Annotated in this window: 21 protein-coding genes; 12 read left to right on the top strand and 9 right to left on the bottom strand. The window is 66.8% G+C overall.

The genetic code is table 11. From position 1 onward, the window contains the following. The first annotated feature begins 8 nt into the window (after positions 1–8). From M9799_RS13440 to M9799_RS13430, 3 genes are all read left to right on the top strand, one after another. Positions 9–563, top strand: a complete 555-nt coding sequence (locus M9799_RS13440; protein WP_231044981.1) for a helix-turn-helix domain-containing protein — start codon at positions 9–11, stop codon at positions 561–563. Positions 564–716: 153 nt separating this feature from the next. Then, positions 717–1,484 (top strand): class II aldolase/adducin family protein, encoded by a 768-nt coding sequence (locus M9799_RS13435; protein ID WP_231044980.1) that lies wholly within the window; start codon positions 717–719, stop codon positions 1,482–1,484. A gap of 253 nt (positions 1,485–1,737) precedes the next feature. Continuing rightward, entirely contained in the window at positions 1,738–2,715 is a 978-nt protein-coding gene (locus M9799_RS13430) for a Bug family tripartite tricarboxylate transporter substrate binding protein (protein WP_231044979.1), read from the top strand. A gap of 39 nt (positions 2,716–2,754) precedes the next feature. Here M9799_RS13430 and pdxR read toward each other — a convergent pair whose 3' ends face one another. Continuing rightward, positions 2,755–4,257, bottom strand: a complete 1,503-nt coding sequence (pdxR, locus tag M9799_RS13425; protein ID WP_231044978.1) for a MocR-like pyridoxine biosynthesis transcription factor PdxR — start codon at positions 4,255–4,257, stop codon at positions 2,755–2,757. A gap of 92 nt (positions 4,258–4,349) precedes the next feature. Here pdxR and gabT point away from each other — a divergent pair, with 92 nt between their 5' ends. Both gabT and M9799_RS13415 read left to right on the top strand, forming a co-directional pair. After that, positions 4,350–5,639, top strand: coding sequence for a 4-aminobutyrate--2-oxoglutarate transaminase (gene gabT, locus M9799_RS13420; protein WP_231044977.1), 1,290 nt, complete (start codon positions 4,350–4,352; stop codon positions 5,637–5,639). Positions 5,640–5,648: 9 nt separating this feature from the next. Then, positions 5,649–7,127 (top strand): NAD-dependent succinate-semialdehyde dehydrogenase, encoded by a 1,479-nt coding sequence (locus tag M9799_RS13415; protein ID WP_231044976.1) that lies wholly within the window; start codon positions 5,649–5,651, stop codon positions 7,125–7,127. Between the two features lie 45 nt (positions 7,128–7,172). Here M9799_RS13415 and M9799_RS13410 read toward each other — a convergent pair whose 3' ends face one another. Beyond that, a complete protein-coding gene (locus tag M9799_RS13410) occupies positions 7,173–7,871 on the bottom strand; it encodes a GntR family transcriptional regulator (protein WP_231044975.1) in 699 nt (232 codons plus the stop codon). Between the two features lie 278 nt (positions 7,872–8,149). Here M9799_RS13410 and M9799_RS13405 point away from each other — a divergent pair, with 278 nt between their 5' ends. The 3 genes from M9799_RS13405 to M9799_RS13395 are packed head-to-tail and all read left to right on the top strand — an operon-like array spanning position 8,150 to position 12,146. Beyond that, positions 8,150–9,130 carry a Bug family tripartite tricarboxylate transporter substrate binding protein gene (locus M9799_RS13405; protein ID WP_231044974.1) on the top strand — a complete coding sequence of 327 codons (981 nt, stop codon included), beginning with the start codon at positions 8,150–8,152 and terminating at the stop codon, positions 9,128–9,130. Positions 9,131–9,153: 23 nt separating this feature from the next. Beyond that, positions 9,154–10,518, top strand: a complete 1,365-nt coding sequence (locus M9799_RS13400) for an aspartate aminotransferase family protein (protein ID WP_231044973.1) — start codon at positions 9,154–9,156, stop codon at positions 10,516–10,518. A gap of 26 nt (positions 10,519–10,544) precedes the next feature. Next, complete coding sequence (locus M9799_RS13395; protein WP_231044972.1) at positions 10,545–12,146, top strand: gamma-glutamyltransferase family protein; 1,602 nt, start codon at positions 10,545–10,547, stop codon at positions 12,144–12,146. Positions 12,147–12,188: 42 nt separating this feature from the next. Here the strand turns inward: M9799_RS13395 and M9799_RS13390 are convergent, their stop codons facing one another. Then, positions 12,189–12,857 carry a GntR family transcriptional regulator gene (locus M9799_RS13390; protein WP_231044971.1) on the bottom strand — a complete coding sequence of 223 codons (669 nt, stop codon included), beginning with the start codon at positions 12,855–12,857 and terminating at the stop codon, positions 12,189–12,191. A gap of 264 nt (positions 12,858–13,121) precedes the next feature. On the opposite strand from M9799_RS13390, the gene M9799_RS13385 reads away from it, so the two are divergent. Further along, a complete protein-coding gene (locus tag M9799_RS13385; RefSeq protein WP_231044970.1) occupies positions 13,122–14,102 on the top strand; it encodes a Bug family tripartite tricarboxylate transporter substrate binding protein in 981 nt (326 codons plus the stop codon). A gap of 34 nt (positions 14,103–14,136) precedes the next feature. Here the strand turns inward: M9799_RS13385 and M9799_RS13380 are convergent, their stop codons facing one another. The 6 genes from M9799_RS13380 to M9799_RS13355 form a co-directional block, all read right to left on the bottom strand. Further along, a complete protein-coding gene (locus M9799_RS13380) occupies positions 14,137–17,034 on the bottom strand; it encodes an aconitate hydratase (protein ID WP_231044969.1) in 2,898 nt (965 codons plus the stop codon). A gap of 157 nt (positions 17,035–17,191) precedes the next feature. After that, on the bottom strand, positions 17,192–19,801 hold the full coding sequence (gene acnB, locus M9799_RS13375) for a bifunctional aconitate hydratase 2/2-methylisocitrate dehydratase (RefSeq protein WP_231044968.1): 2,610 nt from the start codon (positions 19,799–19,801) through the stop codon (positions 17,192–17,194). Between the two features lie 59 nt (positions 19,802–19,860). Further along, positions 19,861–20,466 (bottom strand): hypothetical protein, encoded by a 606-nt coding sequence (locus tag M9799_RS13370; protein WP_231044967.1) that lies wholly within the window; start codon positions 20,464–20,466, stop codon positions 19,861–19,863. A 25-nt stretch (positions 20,467–20,491) separates the two neighbouring features. Next, positions 20,492–21,502 (bottom strand): HpcH/HpaI aldolase/citrate lyase family protein, encoded by a 1,011-nt coding sequence (locus M9799_RS13365; protein ID WP_231044966.1) that lies wholly within the window; start codon positions 21,500–21,502, stop codon positions 20,492–20,494. Next, complete coding sequence (tam, locus tag M9799_RS13360; RefSeq protein ID WP_231044965.1) at positions 21,499–22,278, bottom strand: trans-aconitate 2-methyltransferase; 780 nt, start codon at positions 22,276–22,278, stop codon at positions 21,499–21,501. The genes M9799_RS13365 and tam overlap by 4 nt, the downstream gene beginning before the upstream one ends. A gap of 17 nt (positions 22,279–22,295) precedes the next feature. Next, on the bottom strand, positions 22,296–23,282 hold the full coding sequence (locus M9799_RS13355) for a malate dehydrogenase (protein ID WP_231044964.1): 987 nt from the start codon (positions 23,280–23,282) through the stop codon (positions 22,296–22,298). Between the two features lie 214 nt (positions 23,283–23,496). Between M9799_RS13355 and M9799_RS13350 the strand changes: the two genes are divergently transcribed. From M9799_RS13350 to sdhD, 3 genes are all read left to right on the top strand, one after another. Beyond that, a complete protein-coding gene (locus tag M9799_RS13350; RefSeq protein ID WP_231044963.1) occupies positions 23,497–24,276 on the top strand; it encodes a GntR family transcriptional regulator in 780 nt (259 codons plus the stop codon). A 149-nt stretch (positions 24,277–24,425) separates the two neighbouring features. After that, on the top strand, positions 24,426–24,848 hold the full coding sequence (gene sdhC, locus M9799_RS13345) for a succinate dehydrogenase, cytochrome b556 subunit (protein WP_231044962.1): 423 nt from the start codon (positions 24,426–24,428) through the stop codon (positions 24,846–24,848). Between the two features lie 34 nt (positions 24,849–24,882). Then, the gene (gene sdhD, locus M9799_RS13340; protein ID WP_231044961.1) at positions 24,883–25,248 is read left to right on the top strand and encodes a succinate dehydrogenase, hydrophobic membrane anchor protein; all 366 of its coding nucleotides are present in this window, start codon (positions 24,883–24,885) and stop codon (positions 25,246–25,248) included. Positions 25,249–25,263: the final 15 nt, after the last annotated feature.

The following is a 25,263-nucleotide window of genomic DNA, read 5'->3' as shown; positions in this document are numbered from 1 at the left end:
CCGATCCCATGGAATGGGTGGGGCGCGAGATCAAGGGCCTGCGCAAGGCCAAGAGCCTGTCGCTGCAGCAGATGGCGCTGCGCTGCGGCAAGTCCATCGGCTTTCTCAGCCAGGTGGAGCGCGGCATGAGCACGCCGTCCATCAGCGACCTGCACCAGATCGCCGAGGCGCTGGGCGTGCAGATCAGCTGGTTCTTTCCGCAGGGCGCCAGCGTGGAGCCATCGGACGGCGGTGTCGTGGTGCGCAAGGCGCGGCGCCGCCGCCTGGCTTTTGCCTCGGGCATCTCGGACTTCCTGCTCTCGCCCAACCTGGAAGGGCCGCTGGAGCTGCTGTTCTCCACCATGGAGCCGGGCTCGGACAGCGGGCCCGACACCTACGAGCATGTGGGCCACGAAGCCGGTGTCGTGTTGAAGGGAACGCTCGAGCTGTGGATCGGCGAGCAGCGCTTCACGCTGGAGGAAGGCGACAGCTTCAGCTTTGCCAGCACCACGCCACACCGCTACCGCAACCCCAGCGACACCCAGACCGAGCTGATCTGGGCCGTGACCCCGCCCTCCTACTAGTTCCAGCGCCCGCATCGGGCATGGCGAGGCGCCGAAAAGAGCGTTTACCGCGGGCTGGAATTGGTGAATAATGAAAATATTCAATGATATTTTCACGAGCATGGAATTACAGCCATCCGGCGATTCCACGCTTTCTTCCAGCGCGCGCACACCATGAGCAAGACATACATCTATCCCGAAACCAAGGCCGCGGTCAGTGCTGCCGAATGGGAGCAGCGGGTCAACCTGGCGGCATGCTATCGCCTGATGGCGCACTACCGCATGACCGATCTGATCTACACCCATGTCTCGGCGCGGGTGCCCGACGCACCCAACGAGTTCCTGATCAATCCCTATGGCCTGATGTTCGACGAGATCACCGCGTCGAGCCTGCTCAAGGTCGACCATGACGGCCGCATCATCCACGACCCCACCGGCATCGGCTGCAACCCGGCCGGCTTCGTCATCCACAGCTGCATCCACCATGCCCGGCCGGAGATCAACTGCGTGCTGCACACGCACACCGCCGCCGGCATGGGCGTGGCCGCGCAGCAGCAGGGCCTGCTGAACATCTCGCAGCACGCCATGCGCTTTCACGGCCAGCTCTCCTACCACGACTACGAGGGCGTGGCGCTGGACGCGGACGAGCAGCCGCGGCTGGTGCAGGACATGGGCAGCAACAAGGCGATGATCCTGCGCAACCACGGGCTGCTCACGGCCGGCGCCACCATCCGCGAGGCCTTCGACCTGATCTATTACCTCGAGCGCGCCTGCCAGGCGCAGATCGCGGCCCAGTCGGGCGGCGCCGCGCTGCACATCTGCAGCGACGCGGTCGCGGCCAAGGTGGCCAGCCAGTTCAGCGTCTCCGATGGCAGCGACGAGCAGGACTGGCCCGCCCTGCTGCGGCTGCTGGACCGCATCGACAGCAGCTACCGCCAGTGACGGCGGCGCATGGCAGCTTTCCCGGGCCCGCTTGCGCGGGCCTTTTTTTGTCCATGCGGGCCTGGCCCCATGCCGATGCACCGGCGCTGCGCAGCGCGGGTAAGTCACTGCCCCAAAAAAGCACCGCGTTCACCAAATGAGTGAATAAGGTTAACCCTGTGGCGTATTTGTGAAAATTTAATGCAGAATTTTCACTGGCATGCAATTTGCAACAGCATTTTTGCCCAAAACTCGATAGACCCAGGAAGATCCCATGCGCCGAACGTTCCTCAGGGCAGCTCTCAGCTGCTTCGCCCTTGCCCTTCCCTTTGCCGCCTCGGCCCAGGAAGGCACCGCCTACCCCAGCAAGTCGGTGCGCCTCATCGTTCCATTCCCTCCCGGCGGCGGCACCGATGCCATCGCACGCGCGCTGGCCGACCGGATGGCCGTGGACCTGAAGCAGTCCTTCGTCATCGAGAACAAGCCCGGTGCCGGCGGCATCCTGGGGGCCGACGCCACCGCGCGCAGCCCGGCGGACGGCTACACCCTGTTCGTCGGCACCAACAGCTCGCTGGTGACCAACAAGTTCCTCTACTCCAAGCTGCCCTACGACCCGGACGGCTTCGAGCTGATCGGGCTGGTGGGCATCACGCCCCTGGTCGTGGTCATCAACCCTTCCGTTCCGGCCAGGAACATTCCCGAACTGGTGGCCTACGCCAAGGCCAACCCGGGCAAGCTCAGCTACGCCTCCTTCGGCGCCGGCACGACCTCGCATCTCGCGGCCGAGCTGTTCAAGCAGCGCGCCGGCATCGACATGCTGCACGTGCCCTACAAGGGCGCGGCGGAAGCCCTGCCGGCGATCATCGGCGGCCAGGTCTCGGTGTATTTCGACACCATCGTCAGCTCCATTCCCCATGTGAAGAGCGGCAAGCTGCTGGCGCTAGGCGTGACCTCCGCCAAGCGCTCGCAGACCCTGCCCAACGTGCCCTCGGTGGCCGAGCAGGGCTATCCGGGCTACGAGATGTTCCCCTGGTACGGCCTGGTCGCGCCCAAGGGCACGCCCAAGGACGTGATGGAGAAGCTGCGCGCCAGCCTGGCGCGCGCGCTGGCCGATCCCAAGCTGATCGAGCGGCTCGGCCCCACGGGCGCGGAAGTGACGCCCATGACCGCCGCCGAGTTCCATGAATTCGTGCGCGTGGATACCGGCAAGACCGAGAAGGTGGTCAAGGCCGCCGGCGTGACGCTGAACTGAGCGGATGCACGCACCCGGCGCTGGCTCCCGGCAACGGGGTCAGCGCTTTTTTGCGACCGCCTCGAGAATGCAGCGCGCCACCACCTGCCAGGGCGCGAGCATCTCCTCCTGGGGCACGCTGGCGAACGCCAGGATCAGGCCCGGGCTCGGGTTGCGGCCGAAATAGTAGATGGACAGCGGACGCGCGATCACCCCCCGGGCCGCGGCCTCGGCGGCAATGGCCACGTCGTCGGTGCCGGGCGGCAGCGCCAGCACCAGATGCAGTCCGGCATTGCTGTCGTATTCATGCACCCAGCCTGGGCCCAGCGACTGCTCCACCAGCTGGATGAGGTAGGCGCGCCGCGCCGCATAGATCAGGCGCATGCGCCGGATGTGGGCCGCGTACTGGCCGCTGTCCATGAATTCGGCCAGCGCCGCCTGCTGCAGCATGTGGCCGCCGCGGTAGAGCTTGGATTGCGCGGTGCGAAAGGCCGCGGCAAAGGGCGCGGGCACCACCATGTACGCCATGCGCAGCCCGGGATACAGGGTCTTGCTGAAGGTGCCCACATAGATCACCGGCGCGCCGGGCAGCAGCCCCTGCAGCGAGGCCACGGGGTGGCCCGAGAAACGGAACTCGCTGTCGTAATCGTCCTCGACCACCCAGGTGCCGTGCTGCGCGGCGAAGTTCAGCAGGTCGAGGCGGCGCGACAGGCTCATGACCGGCCCCAGCGGATACTGGTGCGAGGGCGTGACGAAGGCGAAGCGCGGCGGCCTGGCCGTCGCCTGGATGGGAAAGCGCATGCCCTCGGCATCCACCGGCATGGGCTTGAGCCGGATGCCGTTGATCTCCAGGATGCTGCGCGTGCCCCAGTAGCCCGGCTCCTCGACCCAGGCGTGGTCGCCGGCATCGCCCAGCACGCGCGTGATCAGATCGATGGCCTGGTGCACGCCTTCGGTCACGACGATCTGGCCGGGCTCGCAGACCACCGAGCGCGCCTGCCGCAGATAGACCGCCAGGCTCTGGTGCAGCCTGGCATAACCGCCGTTGGTGGCATAGCTGAGCGTCGACGGTGGCAGCTCGCGGCTCAGGCGCGCCGTGATCTGCGCCAGCTTGGCATGCGGCACCTGGGTGACGTCGGGCACGCCCGGCAAGAAGGCGCCCCACTGCGTGGCCTGGGCCTGCGCCCCCATGACCACCTTGCGCCCGCGCCGCGACAGGCGCCCGGCGACCGACTTTCCCGCGGGCGCGACGGCCGGGTTGCCGGGCTTGAGCGGAGGCAGGTCGGGAATGCGCTCGGCGACATAGGTGCCGCTTCCCGTCAGCCCCCTGGTGTAGCCCTCGGCAATCAACTGCTCGTAGGCATGCATGACGGTATTGCGTGAAATGCCCGCCTCGGCCGCCAGGTCACGCGTCGGCGGCAGGCGCGTTCCGGCCGGCAGGCTGCCGTCGTGGATGGCATCGCGCAGGCATTCGTAGAGCAGCCGGTTGACCGCGACAGCGGTTTTCTCCTGGCGCAGGCGCGCCAGCCGGGGGGCGATCAGGTCTCCGCTGATGGACTTCAATTGGCACCATCCATTTGTGTCGAAGTGGCGCTGGATTATAGGTCCGTTCCTGGCTCTAATCCGTCCATCATTCAACGCCACCGGGACCTTCCATGAACAACCAGCAGATCAATCAGCGCCGCCTCGATGCCACCCCGCGCGGTGTCGGCGTCATGTGCAATTTCTACGCGGACCGCGCCGAGAACGCGACCATCTGGGACGTGGAAGGCCGGCAGTACACCGACTTCGCTGCGGGCATCGCCGTGGTCAACACCGGCCACCGCCACCCGAAGATCGTCGCGGCCGTGCAGGCGCAGCTCGAGCGCTTCACGCACACCGCCTTCCAGATCGTTCCCTACGAAAGCGCGGTGGCGCTGGCCGAGCGCATCAATGCGCTGGCGCCCATCGACGGCCCGAAGAAGACGGCCTTTTTCACCACCGGCGCCGAAGCCGTCGAGAACGCCATCAAGATCGCCCGCGTCAGCACCGGCCGCCCCGGCGTCATTGCCTTTGGCGGCGGCTTCCACGGCCGCACGATGATGGGCCTGGCGCTCACCGGCAAGGTGCAGCCGTACAAGGCGGGCTTCGGTCCCTTCCCCGGCGAGGTCTACCACCTGCCCTTCCCCGCGCCCCTGCGCGGCGTCACGGTGCAAGACAGCCTGGACGCGCTGGAGCATCTGTTCAAGTGCGATGTCGACCCCGCGCGCGTGGCCGCGATCATCGTCGAGCCGGTGCAGGGCGAAGGCGGCTTCAACGTGGCCGACGCCGCGCTGTTCGCCAGCCTGCGCCAGGTCTGCGACAAGCATGGCATCCTGCTGATCGCCGACGAGGTGCAGACCGGCTTCGGGCGCACCGGCAAGCTGTTTGCCATGGAGCACTACCCCACCCGTCCCGACATCATGACCATGGCCAAGAGCCTGGCTGGCGGCATGCCGCTGTCGGCCGTGTGCGGCCGCGCCGAGGTGATGGACGCCGCCAACCCCGGCGGCCTGGGCGGCACCTATGCCGGCAACCCGCTGGCCGTCGCCGCCGCGCATGCGGTGATCGATGTCATCGAGCAGGAACAGCTGCTGGCGCGCTCGGTGGCGCTGGGCGCGCGGCTGCAGGAATTCCTCAGCGGCCTGAGCGAGCGCGTTCCCGCCATCGCCGAAGTGCGCGGACTGGGCTCGATGGTGGCCATGGAATGCGTCGATCCCGAGACCCGGGCGCCGGACAGCGCGCTGGTGGGGCGCATCCAGAAGGAAGCGCTGGAGCGCGGCCTGCTGCTGCTGAGCTGTGGCCAGTACGGCAATGTGATCCGCTTCCTGTATCCGCTCACCATTCCCGATGCGCAATTCGATGCCGCGCTGCAGACGCTGGAAGAAGCCGTCGGCGCCGCAGCAGGCGTGGCGGTGGCCGCCTGAGGAGATCCGATGGACATGAAGACCTCGCCCCTGGCATTCCTGAACGACCCCAGCCTGCTCAAGACCGATGCGCTGATCGATGGGCAATGGGTCCAGGGAGACTCGCGTTTCGATGTCGACGATCCGGCAACGGGCCTCAAGCTGGCCGACGTGCCCAACCTGGGCGCCGCCGATGCCGAGCGCGCCGTCCGAGCCGCGAATGCCGCCTGGCCCGCCTGGCGCGCCAAGACCGCCAAGCAGCGCCACGCGATCCTGCTGAAGTGGTATGAGCTGCTGATGGCACACAGCGAGGACCTGGCGCGCATCATGACCGCCGAGCAGGGCAAGCCCTTTGCCGAAGCCAAGGGCGAGGTGGGCTATGCCGCCAGCTTCGTCGAGTGGTTTGCCGAGGAAGCCAAGCGCGCCAATGGCGAAACGCTGCCGCAGTTCGACAGCACGCGCCGCCTGATGGTGCTCAAGCAGCCCGTCGGGGTCTGCGCCGCCATCACGCCGTGGAACTTCCCGCTGGCCATGATCACGCGCAAGGTGGCGCCGGCGCTGGCCGCCGGCTGCCCGGTGGTCATCAAGCCCGCGGAGCTGACCCCGCTGACGGCCCTCGCCGCGGCGGAGCTTGCAGTGCGTGCCGGCATTCCCGCCGGCGTGCTCAATGTGATCACCGCCGACAGTGCCAACAGCATCGCCGTGGGCAAGCTGCTGTGCGCCAGCGACGTAGTGCGCCACCTGAGCTTCACCGGTTCCACCGAGGTCGGCCGCATCCTGATGGCGCAAAGCGCGCCCACGGTGAAGAAGATCAGCCTGGAGCTGGGCGGCAATGCGCCGTTCATCGTCTTCGACGATGCGGACATCGACTCGGCCGTCGAAGGCGCCATCGCCAGCAAGTACCGCAATGCCGGCCAGACCTGCGTCTGCGCCAACCGGATCTACGTGCAGGACGGCGTGTACGAGCAGTTCGTGCAGAAGTTCGCGGCGCGCGTGCAGGCGCTCACGGTGGGCAACGGCTTCGAGGACGGCGTGGTGCAGGGTCCGCTGATCGAGCCCGCGGCGCTGGACAAGGTGCAGCGCCACCTGGACGATGCGCTGGCCAAGGGCGGGCGCGTCGTGGCCGGTGGCGCAAGGTTGGAGGGACAGTTCTTCCAGCCCACAGTGGTGGCAGATGCCAACGCCGATATGCTGTGCGCGCGCGAGGAGACCTTCGGGCCCTTTGCGCCGGTGTTCCGCTTCCAGACCGAGCAGCAGGCCATCGATGCCGCCAACGACACCGAGTTCGGCCTGGCCAGCTACTTCTACAGCCGCGACGTGGGCCGCATCTTCCGCGTGGCCGAGGCGCTGGAATACGGCATGGTCGGCATCAACGCGGGCGTGATTGCCTCCGAGCACGTGCCCTTTGGCGGCGTGAAGCAATCGGGCCTGGGGCGCGAAGGCTCGCATCACGGCATGGATGATTACCTCGAGCTGAAATACCTCTGCCTCGGGGATATCGACAAGTAGTGCGGCCGGCGCAGGGCGGCGGTTGCCGCACTGCACGCGCCGGCTTCAGGCGCTGCGCCGCGCGGCCTTGGCCGGGCGCGCGGCGCGCATCGCGCTGGTGATCCCGTCCACCGTGCGCCGCACATGGGCGCGCATCTCCTGCTCCATGCGCTCGGGATCGCCCGCTTGCAGCACGGCCAGCAGCCGTTCATGGACCTGCTGCACCCCGCAGCAGCCGGACTGGTTCTCCAGCCAGATGCGCATCAGCGGCTCGACCACCGAATGCAGGGCGGAGATCTGCTGCAGGAGGCGCGGCGCAGCGCTGATGCCGCACAGGCGCTCATGGAATTGCCGGTGCACCGTGATCCACTGCGAGAGGTCGCTGCCGCAGCGCCGCATGCCGGCCAGCAGGTCCTCCAGGTCGGCAATGTCGCGCGGCGTGTGGCGGCGCACCGCCATCGAGGCCGCCAGGCCCTCCAGCACGGCGCGCATCTCGAAGACCTCGACCACCTCGAATTCCGAAAGCGCGCGCACGATGGCGCCGCGGTTGGGCGGCATCACCAGCAGGCCTTCCGCAGCCAAGCGGCGAAAGGCCTCGCGCACCGGCATGCGGCTCATGCCGATGGCGTTGGCGATGTCATCCGCGACCAGCCGTTCGCCAGGCTTGAGCTGCCCCATGCGAATGGCGTGCGAGAGGTAGTGGTATGCCTGTTCGTGGGCACTCGTGGCCAGCGCCTGCGGAGGCGGCGAAGCAAAGAAATTCATGGTGGTTCCTCGGAAGCCATGCTTCCGCTTTGATTTTAGGGGTGGTCGAGAACGCAAGGCATCCACGGCGCGCCGGCGGCTTCTCCCACTGCATGCACAAAGGCATACGCTCCTGCGGGCAGCCTTGGCACAAGCCTTGCTTGGATGAAAAAGCCACAAATTGGATACAAAGATACGGGGATACTCTAATCCCAATTGCTCGATAAAGGTTTAAGCTTCATCGACCCGCTCATCGGCGGACATCCACGGCAGACGCAACCATCAACCTCCGAGGAGCCATGAACTCTGCTTTCCGCCGAATTGCCGTTGGTCTTGCCATTGCCTGCAGCGCAGGCGCTCATGCGCAGCCGCAGGACACCTGGCCCTCGCGCCCCATCCGCATGGTCGTGCCCTTTCCCGCGGGCGGCGGTGTCGACGTGCTCAGCCGCTATGTGGCCGATGCCCTGGGTCCGAAGCTGGGCCAGTCCGTCGTGGTCGAGAACCGCACCGGTGCGGCCACGGTGATTGCGGCCGAAGCGGTGGCCAACGCTGCTCCGGACGGCTACACGCTGCTGGTGGCCACCACCTCCACGCTGGTCTCGAACCGCTTCCAGTTCAAGAAGCTGCGCTATGACCCGGACGCCTTCGTTCCGGTGTCGCTCATCGGCTACCAGCCGCTGGTCATCCTGGCGAATCAGTCCCTGCCCGCCACGGACCTCAAGGGCCTGATCGGGCATGCGAAGAAGCACCCCGGCGCGTTGAGCTTCGCGTCCTTCGGCAACGGCTCGCTGTCGCAGCTGTCCCTGGAGATGCTCAAGCTCAAGACCGGCACCGAAATGACGCACATCCCGTTCAAGGGCGCGGCGGAGGCGCTGCCGGCGCTGATCGGCAACCAGGTGCAGGTCTATGCGGACACCATCACCTCCAGCGTGGGCTACATCCGCAATGGCAGGCTCAAGGCGCTGGCCACCACCGGCGCGGCGCGCACGCAGAGCCTGCCGGAGGTTCCCACCGTGGCCGAGCAGGGGTTCGCGGGCTTCGACATGGCCTCCTGGGCCGGTATCGTCATGCCAAGGAATGCGCCCAAGGAGGCGGCGGCCAAGCTGCAGGACGCGCTGGCCTCCGTGCTGGCGTCCAAGGAATTCAAGGACAAGCTGCTGGCCTTCGGCCAGGAGCTGCCCGGCAACCGCATCGGCGCCGGCGCCTTTGCCGAGCAGATCAAGACCGACCTGCCGAAGATCCGCGGGCTGTTTCGCGCGGCCGGCATCGAGCCCGTCTGATGTTTGATACCACTCCAAGTCCCATGCACCAGCCACTCCACTCCACCGATGTGACCTCGCAGGTCCATCCCTATACCAACCTCGCGCTGCACGAAACCGCGGGCCCCATGGTCATCAGCAAGGGCGAAGGCGTCTTCGTCTATGACGACAAGGGCAACAAATACCTCGAAGGCCTGGCCGGCCTGTTCTGCGCCTCGCTGGGCTTCAGCAACAGCCGCCTGGCGGATGCCGCGGACCGGCAGATGCGCCAGCTGCCCTTCTACCACTCGTTCGGCCACAAGGCCAACGAGCCGGCGATCCTGCTGGCCGAGAAGCTGCTGGCCATGGCGCCAGTGCCCATGTCGAAGGTGTTCTTCGCCAATTCGGGCTCGGAAGCCAACGACACCGCCATCAAGCTGGTCTGGTACTACAACAACGCGCTGGGCCGCCCCGCCAAGAAGAAGATCATTGCGCGCTCCCGCGGCTACCACGGCGTGACCATCGCCTCGGCCAGCCTCACCGGCCTGCCCAACAACCACCGCGACTTCGACCTACCGATCGATCGCATCCTGCACACCGACTGCCCGCACTACTGGCGCCACGGCCTGCCCGGCGAGTCCGAGGAGGATTTCGCCACGCGCTGCGCCGACTCGCTGGAGCAGCTGATCCTCAGGGAAGGCCCCGACACCATTGCCGCCTTCTTTGCCGAGCCGATCATGGTCTCGGGCGGCGTCATCGTTCCGCCCAGGACCTATTTCGCCAAGGTCCAGGCCGTGCTGCGCAAGTACGACATCCTGCTGGTGGCCGACGAGGTGATCTGCGGCTTCGCGCGCACCGGCAACATGTTCGGCACCGAGACCTTCGGGATGCACCCCGACATGATCACCTGCGCCAAGCAGCTGTCGGCCGGCTATCTGCCGATCTCGGCGCTGATGGTGAACGAAGCCATCTACCAGGCGATGCTCGCCGAGAGCCGCAAGATCGGCACCTTCGGCCATGGGTTCACCTATTCGGGCCACCCCGTGGCGGCCGCGGTGGCGCTCGAGACACTGAAGATCTACGAGGAAGAAAACATCCTCGAGCATGTGCGCAGCGTCATCCCGCATTTCCAGCAACGCCTGCAGGCGCTGGGCAGCCACCCGCTGGTCGGCGAGGCGCGCGGCCACGGCCTGCTCGGCGCGGTGGAACTGGTCGCCGACCGCGAGACCAAGGCGCCCTTCGCGCCGGAGCTGGGCATGGCGGCGCGCGCCGGCACGGCCGCGCTGTCGCACGGCATCATCACCCGGGCGCTGGGAGACACCGTGAACATGTGCCCGCCCCTCATCATCACCCGCCAGGAGATCGACATGCTGTTCGACGGCATCGAAGGCGCCCTGGACGACACCCATTCACTGGCCCAAAGAGCCTGAACAACGCAAGAAAGAAACTGAAAGCTATGCGCGATTTCCAGAAAAACGGACGCTCCGTCGTCATGTCCACCCACGGCATGGCAGCCACTTCCCATCCCGCCGCCACCCAGGCCGCGGTCCGCATCCTCGAAGCCGGCGGCACCGCCATGGATGCCGCCATCGCCGCCTGCGCGGTGCAGTGCGTGGTCGAGCCGGGCTCGACCGGCATTGGCGGCGACTGCTTTGCGCTCTACAGCGAAAAGGGCACCGACCAGATCACGGCCTATAACGGTGCGGGCTGCGCGCCCCAGGCCATCTCCATCGACGCGCTGCTGGCCGCCGGCGAGAAGAAGGTGCTGCCGCGCCAGTCGCCGCATGTGGTCACCGTGCCCGGCGCGGTGGATGCCTGGTTTGCGCTGACGGAGAAATTCGGCCGCCTGCCCATGGACCGCATCCTGGAAGACGCGATCCGCTTCGCCGAGGAAGGCTATGCCGTGGCGCCGCGTTCCGGCACCGACTGGGCGGCGAACACGCAGCTGCTGGCGGCCACCGCCGCGCGCGACATCATGCTGGTCGACGGCAAGGCGCCGGCCATCGGCTCGGTGCACCGCCAGCCGCAGCTGGGCGCCACCTTCCGCAAGATCGCAGAGAAGGGCCGTGCCGGTTTCTACGAGGGCGAGGTGGCGGAGGACATCGTCTCGTACCTGCGCAGCCTGGGCGGCGTGCACACCATGGAGGACTTCGCCAGCTACCGCGGCGAGTTCGTGCAGCCGGTCAAGAGCCAATTCCGCGACTACACGGTGCACGAGTGCCCGCCTCCGGGCCAAGGCATCATCGCGCTGCTGCTCCTGAACATCCTGCAGGGCATGGAGCCGGGCACGGACCCGCTGTCGCCCGAGCGCCTGAAGGCCGAGATCGACGCCACGCGCATGGCCTACCGGATGCGCGACGCGCTGCTGGCCGATCCGCGCTTTGCCGATGTCGATGTCGACTACCTGCTGTCGCAGGAGCTGGCCACGCAGCTGCGCGCGGGCGACTTCCCGCAGCAGTTCGATACCTCGGCGACCAATGCCGCGGCCGAGCACAAGGACACGGTGTACATCTCGGTGGTCGACAAGGACCGCAACTGCGCGAGCTTCATCAACTCGGTGTTCCACCCCTTCGGCTCGGGCCTGATGGCGCCCAGGTCCGGCGTGCTGCTGCACAACCGCGGCCAGAGCTTCGAGCTCACCAAGGGCCACCCCAACTGCATCGGCCCGGGCAAGCGCCCGCTGCACACCATCATTCCCGGCATGGCGACCAAGGACGGCAAGGTACAGCTGGTGTTCGGCGTCATGGGCGGCCACTACCAGGCGATGGGCCACGCGCACTTCCTGTCCAAGGTCATCGACTACGGCTACGACGTGCAGGCCGCCAGCGACCTGCCGCGCCTGTTCCCCGTGCCCGGCACCGACAAGGTCGAGTTCGAAGGCACGATGCCGCAGGCGGTGCGCCAGGCGCTGGAGCAGCAGGGCTACCAGCTCATCGCCCCGGCCTCCCCGGCCATCGGCGGCTGCCAGGCCATCCGGGTCGACTGGGAAAACGGCGTGCTGCAGGGCGCGTCGGACCATCGCAAGGATGGTTGCGCCATGGGTGTGAACCGCTCCTGAGCAAAACCCGCTGCCGGCTCCCGGGAGCCGGCAGCGCGCGAATCAACCGTTCTGGTTGGCCTGAAGAATCCCCGGCAGCGTGCGCAGGATATGCGCGCGCATCAGGCTCTCCACCGTCTGCCCGTCCCTGGCCTTGAGCGCCGAGATCAGCTCGTCATGCCGGTCATGCACATAGTCGGGCGACGGGCGTCCCTCCAGCCACACCCGCATCAAGGGCTCGCATACCGAGTGCAGCGCGGCGATCTGGCGCATGAGCTGCGGGGCATCGGCAATGATGGACAGGCGCTCGTGGAACTGGCTGTGTGCCGTGATCCATTCCGAGGCGTCCAGCCCGCTGCGGTCCATGCGCTGCAGCAGGCGCTCCAGATCCTCGATGTCGTTGGCCGTGACGTTCTCCGCCGCCAGCGACGCGGCCAGGCCTTCGAGCACCGAGCGCATGGCAAACACTTCGCGCACCTCCTTGGCCGTCAGCACACGCACCACCGCGCCGCGGTTCGGGCGGTTGACGATCAGCCCCTCCGTGGCCAGCCGGTTCAGCGCCTCGCGCACCGGCATGCGGCTGGTGCCTATTTCCGCCGCGATGCCGTCCGGAGTCAGCCGCGTGCCCGGACGCAGCTCGCCCATGCGGATGCCACGCTTGATGTGCTGGTAAGCCTCCTCCTGCGCAGTGGCGTGGACGGTATCGAACGGTGATCGGCGGTCGGTGAGCATGGAATTATGGGTTGTCGTACGCCCTGGAAGAGCCTGTCGATTTTACGGGCACTGGGGGGCCCGCAGCCATCGACGCCCGGCAGACCAGCGTGCGCCGCACCATCGACGCCTGCAATGATCTGCGCAACCCGGGCTTTCCCTAGACCTGGTTCGTTTATTGCTTGGTAGCCTCTGCTGGATTGGATACAAATATCTAAATATCCATGCGTTTCATCGTGGCGGGCTTTGGCGCCCCGATGCCTGCAAACCAACTTGATGACGACCATGAACTTCCAACTGCTTCGTACGCCACTTGTCGCTGCCTTTGTCTCCACGCTTGCGTTTTCGGCATCCGCCCAGGCGCCTACGGCCTGGCCCACCAAACCCATCCGCATCGTGGTGCCCTTCCAGGCAGGCTCTGCCACCGACCTGCTCAGCCGCCAGATCGGTACCGGCCTGAGCAAGTCGCTGGGCCAGCCCGTGCTGGTGGAGAACAAGCCCGGCGCTGCCGCCATGATCGGCAGCACCGCCGCCGCGCGCGCGCCTGGCGACGGCTACACGCTGCTGATGAGCGGTCCGGCCTCGATGGTCACCAACCGCTTCCTCTACAAGAATCTGAGCTATGAGCCGGAGGCTTTCGAGAAGGTGGCGATGGTCGCCATCACCCCGAACGTGCTGCTGGCCAACCCGGATCTGCCCTTCAAGACGCTGCCCGAAATGGTGGCCTACGCCAAGGCCAACCCGGGCAAGCTGACCTATGCTTCCTTCGGCGCCGGCACCACCTCGCACATGGCGGGTGAATTCCTGCGCCAGGCGGCGGGCATCGATCTGGTGCACGTGCCCTACAAGGGTGCGGCCGAGGCCATTCCCGCGCTGCTCGCGGGCCAGGTGTCGATGTACTTCGACACCATCATGACCGCGCTGCCGCAGGTTAAGGCCGGCAAGCTGCGCGCGTTGGGCGTGTCCACGGCCACGCGCGCCGCGATGGCACCCGACATCCCGACCATTGCCGAGCAGGGCTACCCGGGCTTCGACATCGCTCCGTGGTACGGCATCGTTGCCAGCCCGGGCACGCCGGCACCCGTCGTGACCAAGCTGAATACGGAAATCAACAAGCTGCTCACGACCCCCGAGTTCCGCGAGCGCCTGGTGGCCACGGGCGCCGAAGCGCGCGGCGGAAGCGTCGCGGACTTCGAGGCCTTCATCAAGACCGAGATCCCGCGCACCGAGAAGCTGGTGCGCCAGTCGGGTATCACGCTGCAGTAAGCAGCGCGGCCGCCCGGCCCCCGGTGCGGCGGCCCTAGTCCTGAAGCAGCTGCCGCAGCACGAAGGGCAGTATGCCTCCATGCCGGTAGTAATCGGCCTCGATGGGCGTGTCGATGCGCAGCGTCAGCGTGCGGCGCAGCTGGCTGCCATCGGCGCGCGTGATGCACAGCTCGGCATCGCTTTGCGGCGTCAGGCGCGGGTCGGGGATCACCTCGATGAATTCATCGCCCTTGAGGCCCAGGCTCATCCAGCTGTCGTCGCCGCGCAGCTGCAGCGGCAGCACTCCCATGCCGACGAGGTTGTTGCGGTGGATGCGCTCGAAGCTGCGCGCGATCACCGCCCGGATGCCCAGCAGCTGCGTGCCCTTGGCGGCCCAGTCGCGGCTCGAGCCCGTGCCGTATTCCTCGCCGGCGAAGATGACGCTGGCCCGGCCTTCGGCCTGGTACTGCATGGCCGCGTCGTAGATCGGCATCTTGCGCGCGTTGCAGGCCGCGTCGCGGTAGAGCGTGAGCCCGCCCTCCTCGCGCGCGCCGTTGGACAGCGGCGGCAGCATCAGGTTCTTGATGCGCACATTGGCGAAGGTGCCGCGCATCATCACCTCGTGGTTGCCGCGGCGCGAGCCGTAACTGTTGAAGTCGGCCTGCTGCACGCCATGCGCGCAAAGCCACTGGCCCGCGGGCGAATCGGGGTGGATCGAGCCGGCGGGCGAGATGTGGTCGGTGGTGATCGAGTCGCCGAACAGCGCGATGATGCGCGCGCCATGCACCGCGTAGGGGTTGCGCGGCTGCAGGCCCGTGGTGACCGGCTGCTCGATGGCCAGCTTGAAACCCTCGAAGAAGGGCGGCTCGGCGATATAGGTGCTTTCGGGCCAGGTATAGGTGGCGCCGTCCACGCCGCGGATTCGCTCCCAGAGCTTGCCGGGCTCGCTTGCCACCTTGCCGTAGTTTTCCTGGAAGGCCGCGCCGTTCATCGCGTGGTTCAGCTGCGCGTGGATCTCCTCGGAACTGGGCCAGATGTCGCGCAGGAAGATCTCCTTGCCGTCCCGGCCCTTGCCCAGCGGCTGGGCCGTCAGGTCCGTGAGCACCGTGCCGGCAATCGCATAGGCCACGACCAGCGGCGGGCTGGCCAGGAAATTCGCCTTGAGGTTCGGGTGGATGCGGGCCTCGAAATTGCGGTTGCCCGACAGCACCGCGGCGCAGACCAGGTCGCTCTGGCGGATGGCGGCGTTGATCTCGGTCGTCAGGTCACCGGCATTGCCGATGCAGGTGGTGCAGCCATAGCCAGCCAGCGCGAAGCCCAGCTGCTCCAGGTAAGGCAGCAATCCGGCCTCCGTCAGATAGCGCGTGACCAGCCGCGAGCCCGGCGCCAGCGAGGTCTTGATATGCGGCTTCACGCTCAATCCTGCCTCCACGGCCTTCTTTGCCAGCAGCCCCGCGGCCAGCATCACGCTGGGGTTCGAGGTGTTGGTGCAGCTGGTGATGGCCGCGATCAGCACGTCGCCGTGGCCGATGGTGAATTCCCCGCCGTCCTTGGCCGAGTGGGTCTCGGGCGTGGGCACCTGCGCCGTGGCGTGGGTGGTCGCAGGTTCGGGCTTGTTGGCCTGCATTTCCTCCAGCTGGCGCTCCGCCCCCTCGGGCGTGGGCCGCGACTGGCGAAAGCCGGTGTCCGTGGGGCAGCCCTGCACCAGATGGCGCGTCTGCAGCAGCTCGGGCGGCTGGCTGAAGCCGTTCTCCGCCGCCGGGGCGCTGAACAGGCGCGTGAACTGCGCGGCCACCTGGCCCAGCTCGATGCGGTCCTGCGGGCGCTTGGGGCCGGCCAGGCTGGGCGTGACCTCGTCCAGGTCCAGGCTGACGACGCGCGAATAATCGATCTCGCCATAGCCCGGCACGCCGAACAGCTGCTGCGCGCGGAAATAGGCCTCCAGCGCCTCGATCTCCTGCACGCTGCGGCCCGTGCCGCGGAAGTAATCGAGCGTCTTGTCGTCCACGGGAAAGAAGCCCATGGTCGCGCCGTATTCGGGCGCCATGTTGCCGATGGTCGCGCGGTCGGGCACGGCCAGGCTGCGCGTGCCCTCGCCGAAGAACTCGACGAACTGGCCCACCACCTTCTCGCGGCGCAGGCGCTCGGTGATGTGCAGCACCAGGTCGGTGGCGGTGACGCCCTCGCGCAGCCGGCCCGTGAGCTCGAAGCCGACGACGTCGGGCATCAGGATATAGACCGGCTGGCCCAGCATCGCCGCTTCGGCCTCGATGCCGCCCACGCCCCAGCCCACGACGCCGATGCCGTTGATCATGGTCGTGTGGCTGTCGGTGCCGACCAGCGTATCGGGGTAGCAGACCCCATCCTCGCCGCGGTGCACGCCGCGCGCCAGGTATTCGAGATTGACCTGGTGCACGATGCCGAAGCCCGGCGGCACCACGCCGAAGGTGTCGAAGGCCTGCATGCCCCACTTGAGGAACTGGTAGCGCTCCTGGTTGCGCTTGAACTCCAGCTGCATGTTCAGGTCGAGCGCGTTCTTCGTGCCGAAGTAGTCGACCATGATCGAATGGTCGACTACCAGATCGACCGGCACCAGCGGCTCGATGGCCTCGGGGTTCCTGCCCAGCCGCTGGGCCGCGCTGCGCATGGCCGCCAGGTCGGCGAGCAGCGGCACCCCGGTGAAGTCCTGCAGCACCACGCGCGCCACGACAAAGGGAATCTCCTCGGTGCGCGCGCCCTGCGGCTGCCACTGGGCAAGCTGGCGCACATGCTCGGGCGTGACCTTCTTGCCGTCGCAGTGGCGCAGCACGGCCTCCAGCACGATGCGCAGCGACACCGGCAGGCGCTGCACGCCCGGGTATTGCTTTGCCAGCGCGGGCAGGGAATAGAACTTTCCGGCCACGCCGGAAGCGGTCTTGAAGTTCTTGAGCGTGCTGGCGAACGCGTGTTTCATCGGGGCTCTCCTGGTTTCTTTCAGGACATTCTGCGCCCGGCATGTGACAGATGGTGTGGGTCTGGGACGCATATGCAATGGCGGCCGGTCCCCTGGCAAACGGAAACTCCCATGAAAAAAACCCGCCGAAGCGGGTTTTTCGTTCCATGCCTGAAGATCAGCAGGCCGGAGCAGCCGCAGCCGGAACGGCCTTGGCGACTTCCGCATATTCCTCGATCTGGTCGAAGTTCATGTAGCGGTAGACGCTTTCCTTGTCGGCATCGATGATGCCCATGGCCAGCAGGTATTCCTGCTTCGACGGCAGATAGCCGATCTTGGAAGCGATCGCCGCCAGTTCCGCCGAGCCCAGGTACACGTTGGTGTTCTTGCCCAGGCGGTTGGGGAAGTTGCGCGTCGAGGTCGAGATCACGGTGGCGCCTTCGCGCACCTGGGCCTGGTTGCCCATGCACAGCGAGCAGCCGGGCATCTCGGTACGCGCGCCGGAGGCGCCGAACGCGGCGTAGTGGCCTTCCTTGATCAGCTCACTCTCGTCCATCTTGGTCGGGGGCGCGACCCACATCTTGACCGGAATGTCGCGCTGGCCACCCAGCAGCTTGGCGGCTGCGCGGAAGTGGCCGATATTGGTCATGCACGAACCGATGAAGGATTCATCGATCTTGGTGCCGGCCACTTCGGACAGGAACTTGGCGTCATCGGGGTCGTTGGGGCAGCAGACGATGGGCTCCTGGATCTCGGCCAGGTCGATCTCGATCACGGCCGCGTATTCGGCGTCCTTGTCGGCTTCGAGCAGGCTGGGGTTGGCAAGCCAGGCTTCCACCTTCTCGATGCGGCGCTGCAGCGTGCGCTTGTCCTCGTAGCCGCCGGCAATCATGTTCTTCATCAGAACCACGTTGCTGCACAGGTATTCCTTGACCGGCTCGGGGTTGAGCTTGATGGTGCAACCCGCGGCCGAGCGTTCGGCGGACGCGTCGGAGAGTTCGAAAGCCTGTTCGACCTTGAGGTTGGGCAGGCCTTCGATTTCCAGGATGCGGCCCGAGAAGATGTTCTTCTTGCCGGCCTTGGCCACCGTCAGCAGGCCCGCCTTGATGGCGTACAGCGGAATCGCATGCACCAGGTCGCGCAGCGTCACGCCGGGCTGCATCTCGCCCTTGAAGCGCACCAGCACCGATTCGGGCATGTCCAGGGGCATGACGCCCGTGGCGGCGCCGAAGGCCACCAGGCCGGAACCCGCGGGGAAGGAAATGCCGATGGGGAAGCGCGTGTGCGAATCGCCGCCGGTGCCGACGGTGTCGGGCAGCAGCAGGCGGTTGAGCCAGCTGTGGATCACGCCGTCGCCGGGACGCAGGGCCACGCCGCCGCGGTTGCTGATGAAGGCCGGCAGTTCGCGGTGCGTCTTCACGTCCACGGGCTTGGGATAGGCCGCGGTGTGGCAGAACGACTGCATGACCATGTCGGCCGAGAAGCCCAGGCAGGCCAGGTCCTTGAGCTCGTCGCGCGTCATCGGGCCGGTGGTGTCTTGCGAACCCACGGTGGTCATGCGCGGCTCGCAGTAGGTACCGGGGCGCACGCCCTGGCCTTCGGGCAGGCCGACGGCGCGGCCGACCATCTTCTGCGCCAGCGTGAAGCCGGCTTGCGTCGACGCGGGTGCCTGCGGCAGGCGGAAGGCGGTGGAGGCCGGCAGGCCCAGCGATTCACGCGCCTTGGCGGTGAGCGAGCGGCCGATGATCAGGTTGATGCGGCCGCCGGCGCGCACTTCGTCCAGCAGCACGTCGCTCTTGAGTTCGAAGTTGACCAGGGTCTGGCCGTCGCGCTCGATCTTGCCGGCGTAGGGGAAGATGTCGATCACGTCGCCCATTTCCAGTGCGGAAACGTCGACCTCGATGGGCAGCGAGCCCGAGTCTTCCTGGGTGTTGAAGAAGATGGGGGCGATCTTGCCGCCCAGCGTCACGCCGCCGAAGCGCTTGTTCGGCACGAACGGGATGTCCTGGCCCGTGGCCCAGATCACCGAGTTGGTGGCCGACTTGCGCGAGGAGCCGGTGCCGACCACGTCGCCGACGTAGGCCACGGTATGGCCCTTGGCCTTGAGGTCCTCGATGAACTGCATCGGGCCGCGCTTGCCGTCTTCCTCGGGCTTGAACGCCGCGTCGGGACGCGTGTTCTTCAGCATGGCGAGGTAGTGCAGCGGAATGTCGGGGCGGCTCCAGGCGTCGGGCGCGGGCGACAGGTCGTCGGTATTGGTCTCGCCGGGCACCTTGAACACCGTGACGGTGATCTTCTGCGCCACTTCGGGGCGGCTGGTGAACCACTCGGCGTCGGCCCAGCTGCGCATCACTTCCTGCGCCTTGGCATTGCCGGCCTTGGCCTTGGCTTCGACGTCGTTGAAGTAATCGAACATCAGCAGCGTCTTCTTCAGCGCCTCGGCCGCGACGCCCGCCACTTCGGCGTCGTCCAGCAGCTCGATCAGCGGATGGACGTTGTAGCCGCCGACCATCGTGCCCAGCAGTTCGGTGGCCAGGGACTTGGAGATCATGCCCACTTCGATGTCGCCATGCGCCACGGCGGCGAGGAACGAGGCCTTGACCTTGGCGGCGTCGTCCACGCCCGGCGGCACGCGGTGCGTCAGCAGGTCCAGCAGGAAGGCGTCTTCGCCGGCCGGCGGGTTCTTGATCAGCTCGATCAGCTCCGCGACCTGCGCCGCATCCAGCGGCAGGGGTGGAATGCCAAGCGCGGCGCGCTCGGCCACATGATCGCGATAGGCTTTCAACATGGTTATCTCTCCATTGGTTTTCTAACGTGGGGGCGGCGTGCGCCTCGGCCCGGGCCGGCTTACTTGCTGACGGGTGCCGCGTCGAGCACGCTGGGGGGTGGGTTCTTCTTGATGGCTTCCGCCACCTGGAACTGTTCGGGGCTCATGCATTCATCGGCCAGGCGCTGGCCCAGCTTCTGGTTCATGAGCATGGACTTGTTGGCGATCTGCAGCCAGACCGCACCCGCGGCCTTGTCTTCCAGACGCACCGTGCCGGTGGTGGTGGCCACCGGCACCATCTCATATCTGAAACCCTTGCCATCGACCAGGAAGTGGCCGGGGTGCTGCTGGTTGGGCGTCACGTTGACATGGGCGCCCAGCTCGCAGGCGATGCGCCCGGTGTGCACGCGCTCGGCGATGGCCAGCTCGTCGGGGGTGAGCGCCAGCGCCACCGTGGCGGCGCCCGCGGCACCTGCGGCACCTGCGGCGGCGGCGGCCGCGACGGGGGCCTTGGACTTGCCCTTGGCCTGGGCCGGCTTCTTGGTCGCGGCCTTGGCAGCGGGCTTCGCGGCAGCCTTCTTGGCGGTTGCGGCGGGCTTGGCCGCGGCCTTGGAGGTCGGGGCCGTGCCTGCGGCCAGGGCCAGCACGGGAGCCAGCAGCAGGAAGGAGGCGATGAAGGATTTCATGTGAGCTCCAGCGAGCATAAAAGGATCAAGAGGAAGAGGACGCGGCAAACCACGGCTGCACGCCGGCAGGCAGGCTGCGCCCCGTCTGGTGCGCGCGCTCCAGCAATTGCCAGTAATAGCGGTAGCTCGCGCGGTCATGGAGCACGCCGCCGGCACTGATCGGAGCCCAGTGCACGGCAGCGGCAGACAGCAGTATCTGCGCAGCCTCGTCGATTTCCGGCTGCGCGGGCGCAAAGGCCGCCAAAATGGATCGGATTTGGCCCGGGTGGATGCTCCACATGCGTGTATAGCCGAATTCGCGCGCGGCGCGCGAAGCAGCTGCCTGCATGCGCTCGGGGTCTTTGAATTCCGTGACCACGCAGTGCGAGGGCACCTTGCCATGCGCATGGCAGGCGGCGGCGATCTCCAGCTTGGCGCGCACCACCAGCGGGTGCTCGAACTGGCCCTGCGCGCCCATGGCCGAGGCGGGAATCGCGCCGCCATGGGCCGAGACGAAGTCCATCAGGCCGAAGGAGATGCTCTGCACGCGCGGATGGGCGGCGATCTCGAAGGCGCGATGGACCGCGGCCGGCGACTCGATCAGCACATGCAGCGGCAACTGGCCGCCCGATGCGCGCTCGACGGCCTTCTCGGCCCGCAGCACGTCATCGATGGTCTCGACCTTGGGCACCATGACATAGGCCAGGCGGTCGCCGGCCTCGCCGACGATGGTCGCCATGTCCTGGGCAAATGCGGGATGGTCCACCGCATGCACGCGCGCCGCGACGCGGGCTGCGGGCGCGGCTTCGCGCGCCAGGCTGGCGACCAGGCGTGCATGCGCGGCTTCATCGCCCACGGGCGCGCCGTCCTCGCAGTCCAGCGTGACGTCGAACACGCAGGTGCCGAACTCCTCGGTCATCTCGGCCTGCAGCTGCAGGCTCTTGCGCATGCGCAGCTCGACGCCGCTGTAATGGTCGCAGACCGGCAGGCGCAGGCTGCTTGCCTGTGCATCGAGCAGCACGGTGGCGGGATGGGCGGAAGCGGGCAAGGAGCTCATGGGGCGCGTTGGGCAACGATGAACAGGCGCGGAAAGGCCAGCAGGCGCCGGCCGTCGGCACGCGCGCCATAGGCCTCGCCCACGCGGCGCGTGTATTCCTCGAGAAAGGCCGCCTGCAGCGCCTCGGGCAGCGGATCGACGAAGGGCTTCAGGCCCGTGCTGCGCAACCACTGCACGATGGCTTGTGCATCGGCCATCGGATGCTGATAGATGGTGTGCCAGACATCGACTTGCAAGGCATCCTTCGCCAGCAGGTCGAAATAATCATGGATGCCCAGAATGTCGCGGCCCGCCGCCACCTTGGCGTCGATATGCGGCGCAAACTGAGGGAGAGCTGCTACCTCCCGCATCAGGCGGTGCGAGGGCTCGTGCTGATTGTCCGGCATCTGGACGGCCAGCACGCCGCCCGGAGCCAGCGCCGCGAACAGGCGCGGAATCAGCTGCTCATGCGCGCCCACCCACTGGAGCGCGGCATTCGCGTAAATCAAGTCGGGCGCCTGCGCGGGCGCCCAGTCGGCGATGTCGGCCTGGACGAAGTCCAGCTGCTGGCCAAGGCGCTCGCGCGCCTCCTCGAGCATGGCGGCCGAATTGTCCACTCCCAGGATCTGCGCCTGGGGAAAGCGATCGCGCAGCAGCTCGGTGGAATTGCCCGGGCCGCAGCCCAGGTCCACCACCTGGGCGGGACCGGGATGCGCGACGCGCGCCAGCAGCTCGCTGGCCGGACGTGTGCGTTCCTGCGCGAAACGCAGGTACAGCGCGGGGTTCCAGTCGGCCATGGGCTGCGCGGCTTTCTTTACAGCAGGTGCTTGACGCCGTCTTGCTCGCCCTGGAGCTCGGCCAGCGTCTTGTTGATGGCTTCCTGCGAGAAGGCGTCGATCTCCAGGCCTTCGACGATCTTGTACTCGCCGTTCTGGGTGGTCACGGGGAAACCGAAGACCACGCCGGCGGGAATGCCGTATTCACCGTTCGAGGGCACGCCCATCGTGACCCATTCGCCATTGGAGCCCAGGGCCCAGTCGCGCATGTGGTCGATGGCGGCGTTGGCGGCCGAGGCGGCCGACGACAGGCCGCGGGCGTTGATGATCGCCGCGCCGCGCTTGCCGACGGTGGGCAGGAAGGTGTTGGCGTTCCATTCCTGGTCGTTGATCATGTCCTTGACCGACTTGCCATCGACGGTGGCGAAGCGGTAGTCGGCGTACATCGTCGGCGAGTGGTTGCCCCACACGGTGAGCTTGCGGATGTCGCCGACCTTGAAGCCGGCCTTGGCCGCGAGCTGCGAGGCCGCGCGGTTGTGGTCCAGGCGCAGCATGGCGGTGAAGTTCTTGGCCGGCAGATCGGGGGCCGACTTCATGGCGATGTAGGCATTGGTGTTCGCGGGGTTGCCGACGACCAGCACCTTGACGTCGCGCGAGGCCACGGCGTTCAGGGCCTTGCCCTGGGCGGTGAAGATCTGGGCATTGGCGGCCAGCAGGTCGGCACGCTCCATGCCGGGGCCGCGGGGACGGGCGCCGACCAGCAGGGCGTAGTCGGTGTCCTTGAAGGCCTGCATGGGGTCGGAATGGGCTTCGATGCCGGCCAGCAGCGGGAAGGCGCAGTCTTCCAGTTCCATGATCACGCCCTTGAGCGCGTTCTGGGCCTTCTCGTCAGGGATTTCCAGGAGTTGCAGAATGACGGGTTGATCCTTGCCCAGCATTTCGCCCGAAGCGATGCGGAACAGCAGCGCATAACCGATTTGACCAGCAGCGCCAGTGACGGCGACGCGAACAGGTGCTTTGCTCATAGTGATGACTCCAGAAACAGCAAAAAATGGTGGGCGCATTCTTGCACCAGCATCTGTTGTCCAGCCAAGCCTGTGCCCCCGCAAACAGCCTGCAAGTGTACTCGTGATTTTGCCCCCTGGTCAATTTGTCTTATGTCTTATATAAGATATGATAGAGCTGCTGTGCAATGTGCGCCTTCGACGCCGCGCCGGGCGCTCACCATTCCACAATACGATGTCCTCTTCCCTGCCCTCCACCCCTGAAACGCCTGCGGCCGCTCCTGCGCCGGGCCCGGCATTCAGCCCCCTCTACCAGCAGATCAAGGGGCTGATCCTGCAAAGCCTCGAAGCCGGCGAATGGCGCCCTGGCGAGCTGATACCCAGCGAGATGGAGCTGGCGGCGCGCTTTCGCGTGAGCCAGGGCACGGTGCGCAAGGCCATCGACGAGCTGGCCGCCGAGAACCTGGTGATGCGCCGCCAGGGCAAGGGCACCTTCGTGGCCACGCATGCGGCCCAGCAGGTGCAGTACCGTTTCCTCAAGCTGCACCCCGACGCCGGCGACGTGCAGGAGGAAGGCCGCGCCCAGCGCCACATCATCGACTGCAAGCGCGTGCGCGCGCCCGCCGAGATCGCGCGGCTGCTGCAGCTGCGCAGCGGCGACGCCGCGATGCAGGTGCGCCGCGTGCTGGCCTTCGTCGGCACCCCGACCATCCTCGAGGACATCTGGCTGCCTGGCCAGGCCTTCAAGGGCCTCACCGCCGAGCAGATCGGCGCCTACCAGGGCCCGACCTACGCGATGTTCGAGCTGGAATACGGCGTGCGCATGGTGCGCGCCGAGGAGAAGATCCGCGCCGTGCTACCCGATGCCGAACAGGCCGAATTGCTTCAGGTAAGTACTTCCACACCATTGCTCAGCGTGGAGCGGGTCGCCTACACTTACAACGATGTTCCGATGGAGTTACGGCGCGGCCTCTACCGCACCGACACCCACCATTACCGCAACGCACTGAATTGATTGCAGATTCATGAGCGAAGCGGCAGCAAACCAACGCAATTGGAGAAATACGCAGCAGCAGCAGGCCTTCGCTGCTGCATTGCAATAGAATTTTGCGGCGATCGCATTGCCCGATTACGAAGCAGTTACCACCCACGAAAGCGCATCACATGACAGAGTTAGCCAAAAAGCGGCCTGAGTTCCGCAACATCCACCTGGTCAGGGACGTTCGAACCTACCGCATGCCGCCGGCTGCGATAGTGTCCATCCTGCACCGCATCAGCGGCATCATCATGTTCGTGCTGCTGCCGTTCATCGTGTGGATGCTCGACCGTTCGATCAGCTCGGAAATCTCCTTCGACGCCTTTACGGCGGTGTTCCGCGGAGACTATGGCTGGTTCTTCAAGCTGATGGCGCTGGCACTGATCTGGTCCTATCTGCATCACTTCATCGCCGGCCTGCGCCACCTGTGGATGGATGTGAGCCACACGGCAGTGAACAAGGGCTTCGGCCGCAAGTCCGCCGTCACCGTGCTGGTCCTGAGCATCGCCCTCACGGTGGTGCTGGGCGCCAAGCTGTTCGGCGTGTACTGAGCCGCCCCCGCCCCCTGAACAAGAAGGAATTCCCATGTCCGTGAACTACGGCTCCAAGCGCACCGTCGTCGGTGCCCACTACGGCCTGCGCGACTGGCTCGCCCAGCGCGCCACCGCAGTCGTCATGACCATCTTCACCATCGCGCTGCTGGCGCAGGTGATCTTCTCGCGCGGCGAGATCGGCTACGACCTGTGGGCCGGCATCTTCGCCGCCCAGTGGATGAAGGCCCTCACTTTTGCCACGCTGATCTCGCTGGCCTGGCACGTCTGGGTCGGCATGCGCAATGTCTGGATGGACTATGCCCGCCCGGTGTCCCTGCGCCTGACGCTGCAGGTCCTGACGCTGGCCTGGCTGTTCGCCTGCACCGCCTGGGGTTTCCAGGTGCTGTGGCGCATCTGAGCGGGCAAACGGTCT

This window comes from Comamonas endophytica (assembly GCF_023634805.2).
In the GTDB taxonomy this organism is placed as follows: domain Bacteria; phylum Pseudomonadota; class Gammaproteobacteria; order Burkholderiales; family Burkholderiaceae_C; genus Comamonas; species Comamonas endophytica.
The sequence above is the reverse complement of the archived record's forward strand: the minus strand, read 5'-3'. Positions and strand labels throughout refer to the sequence as shown.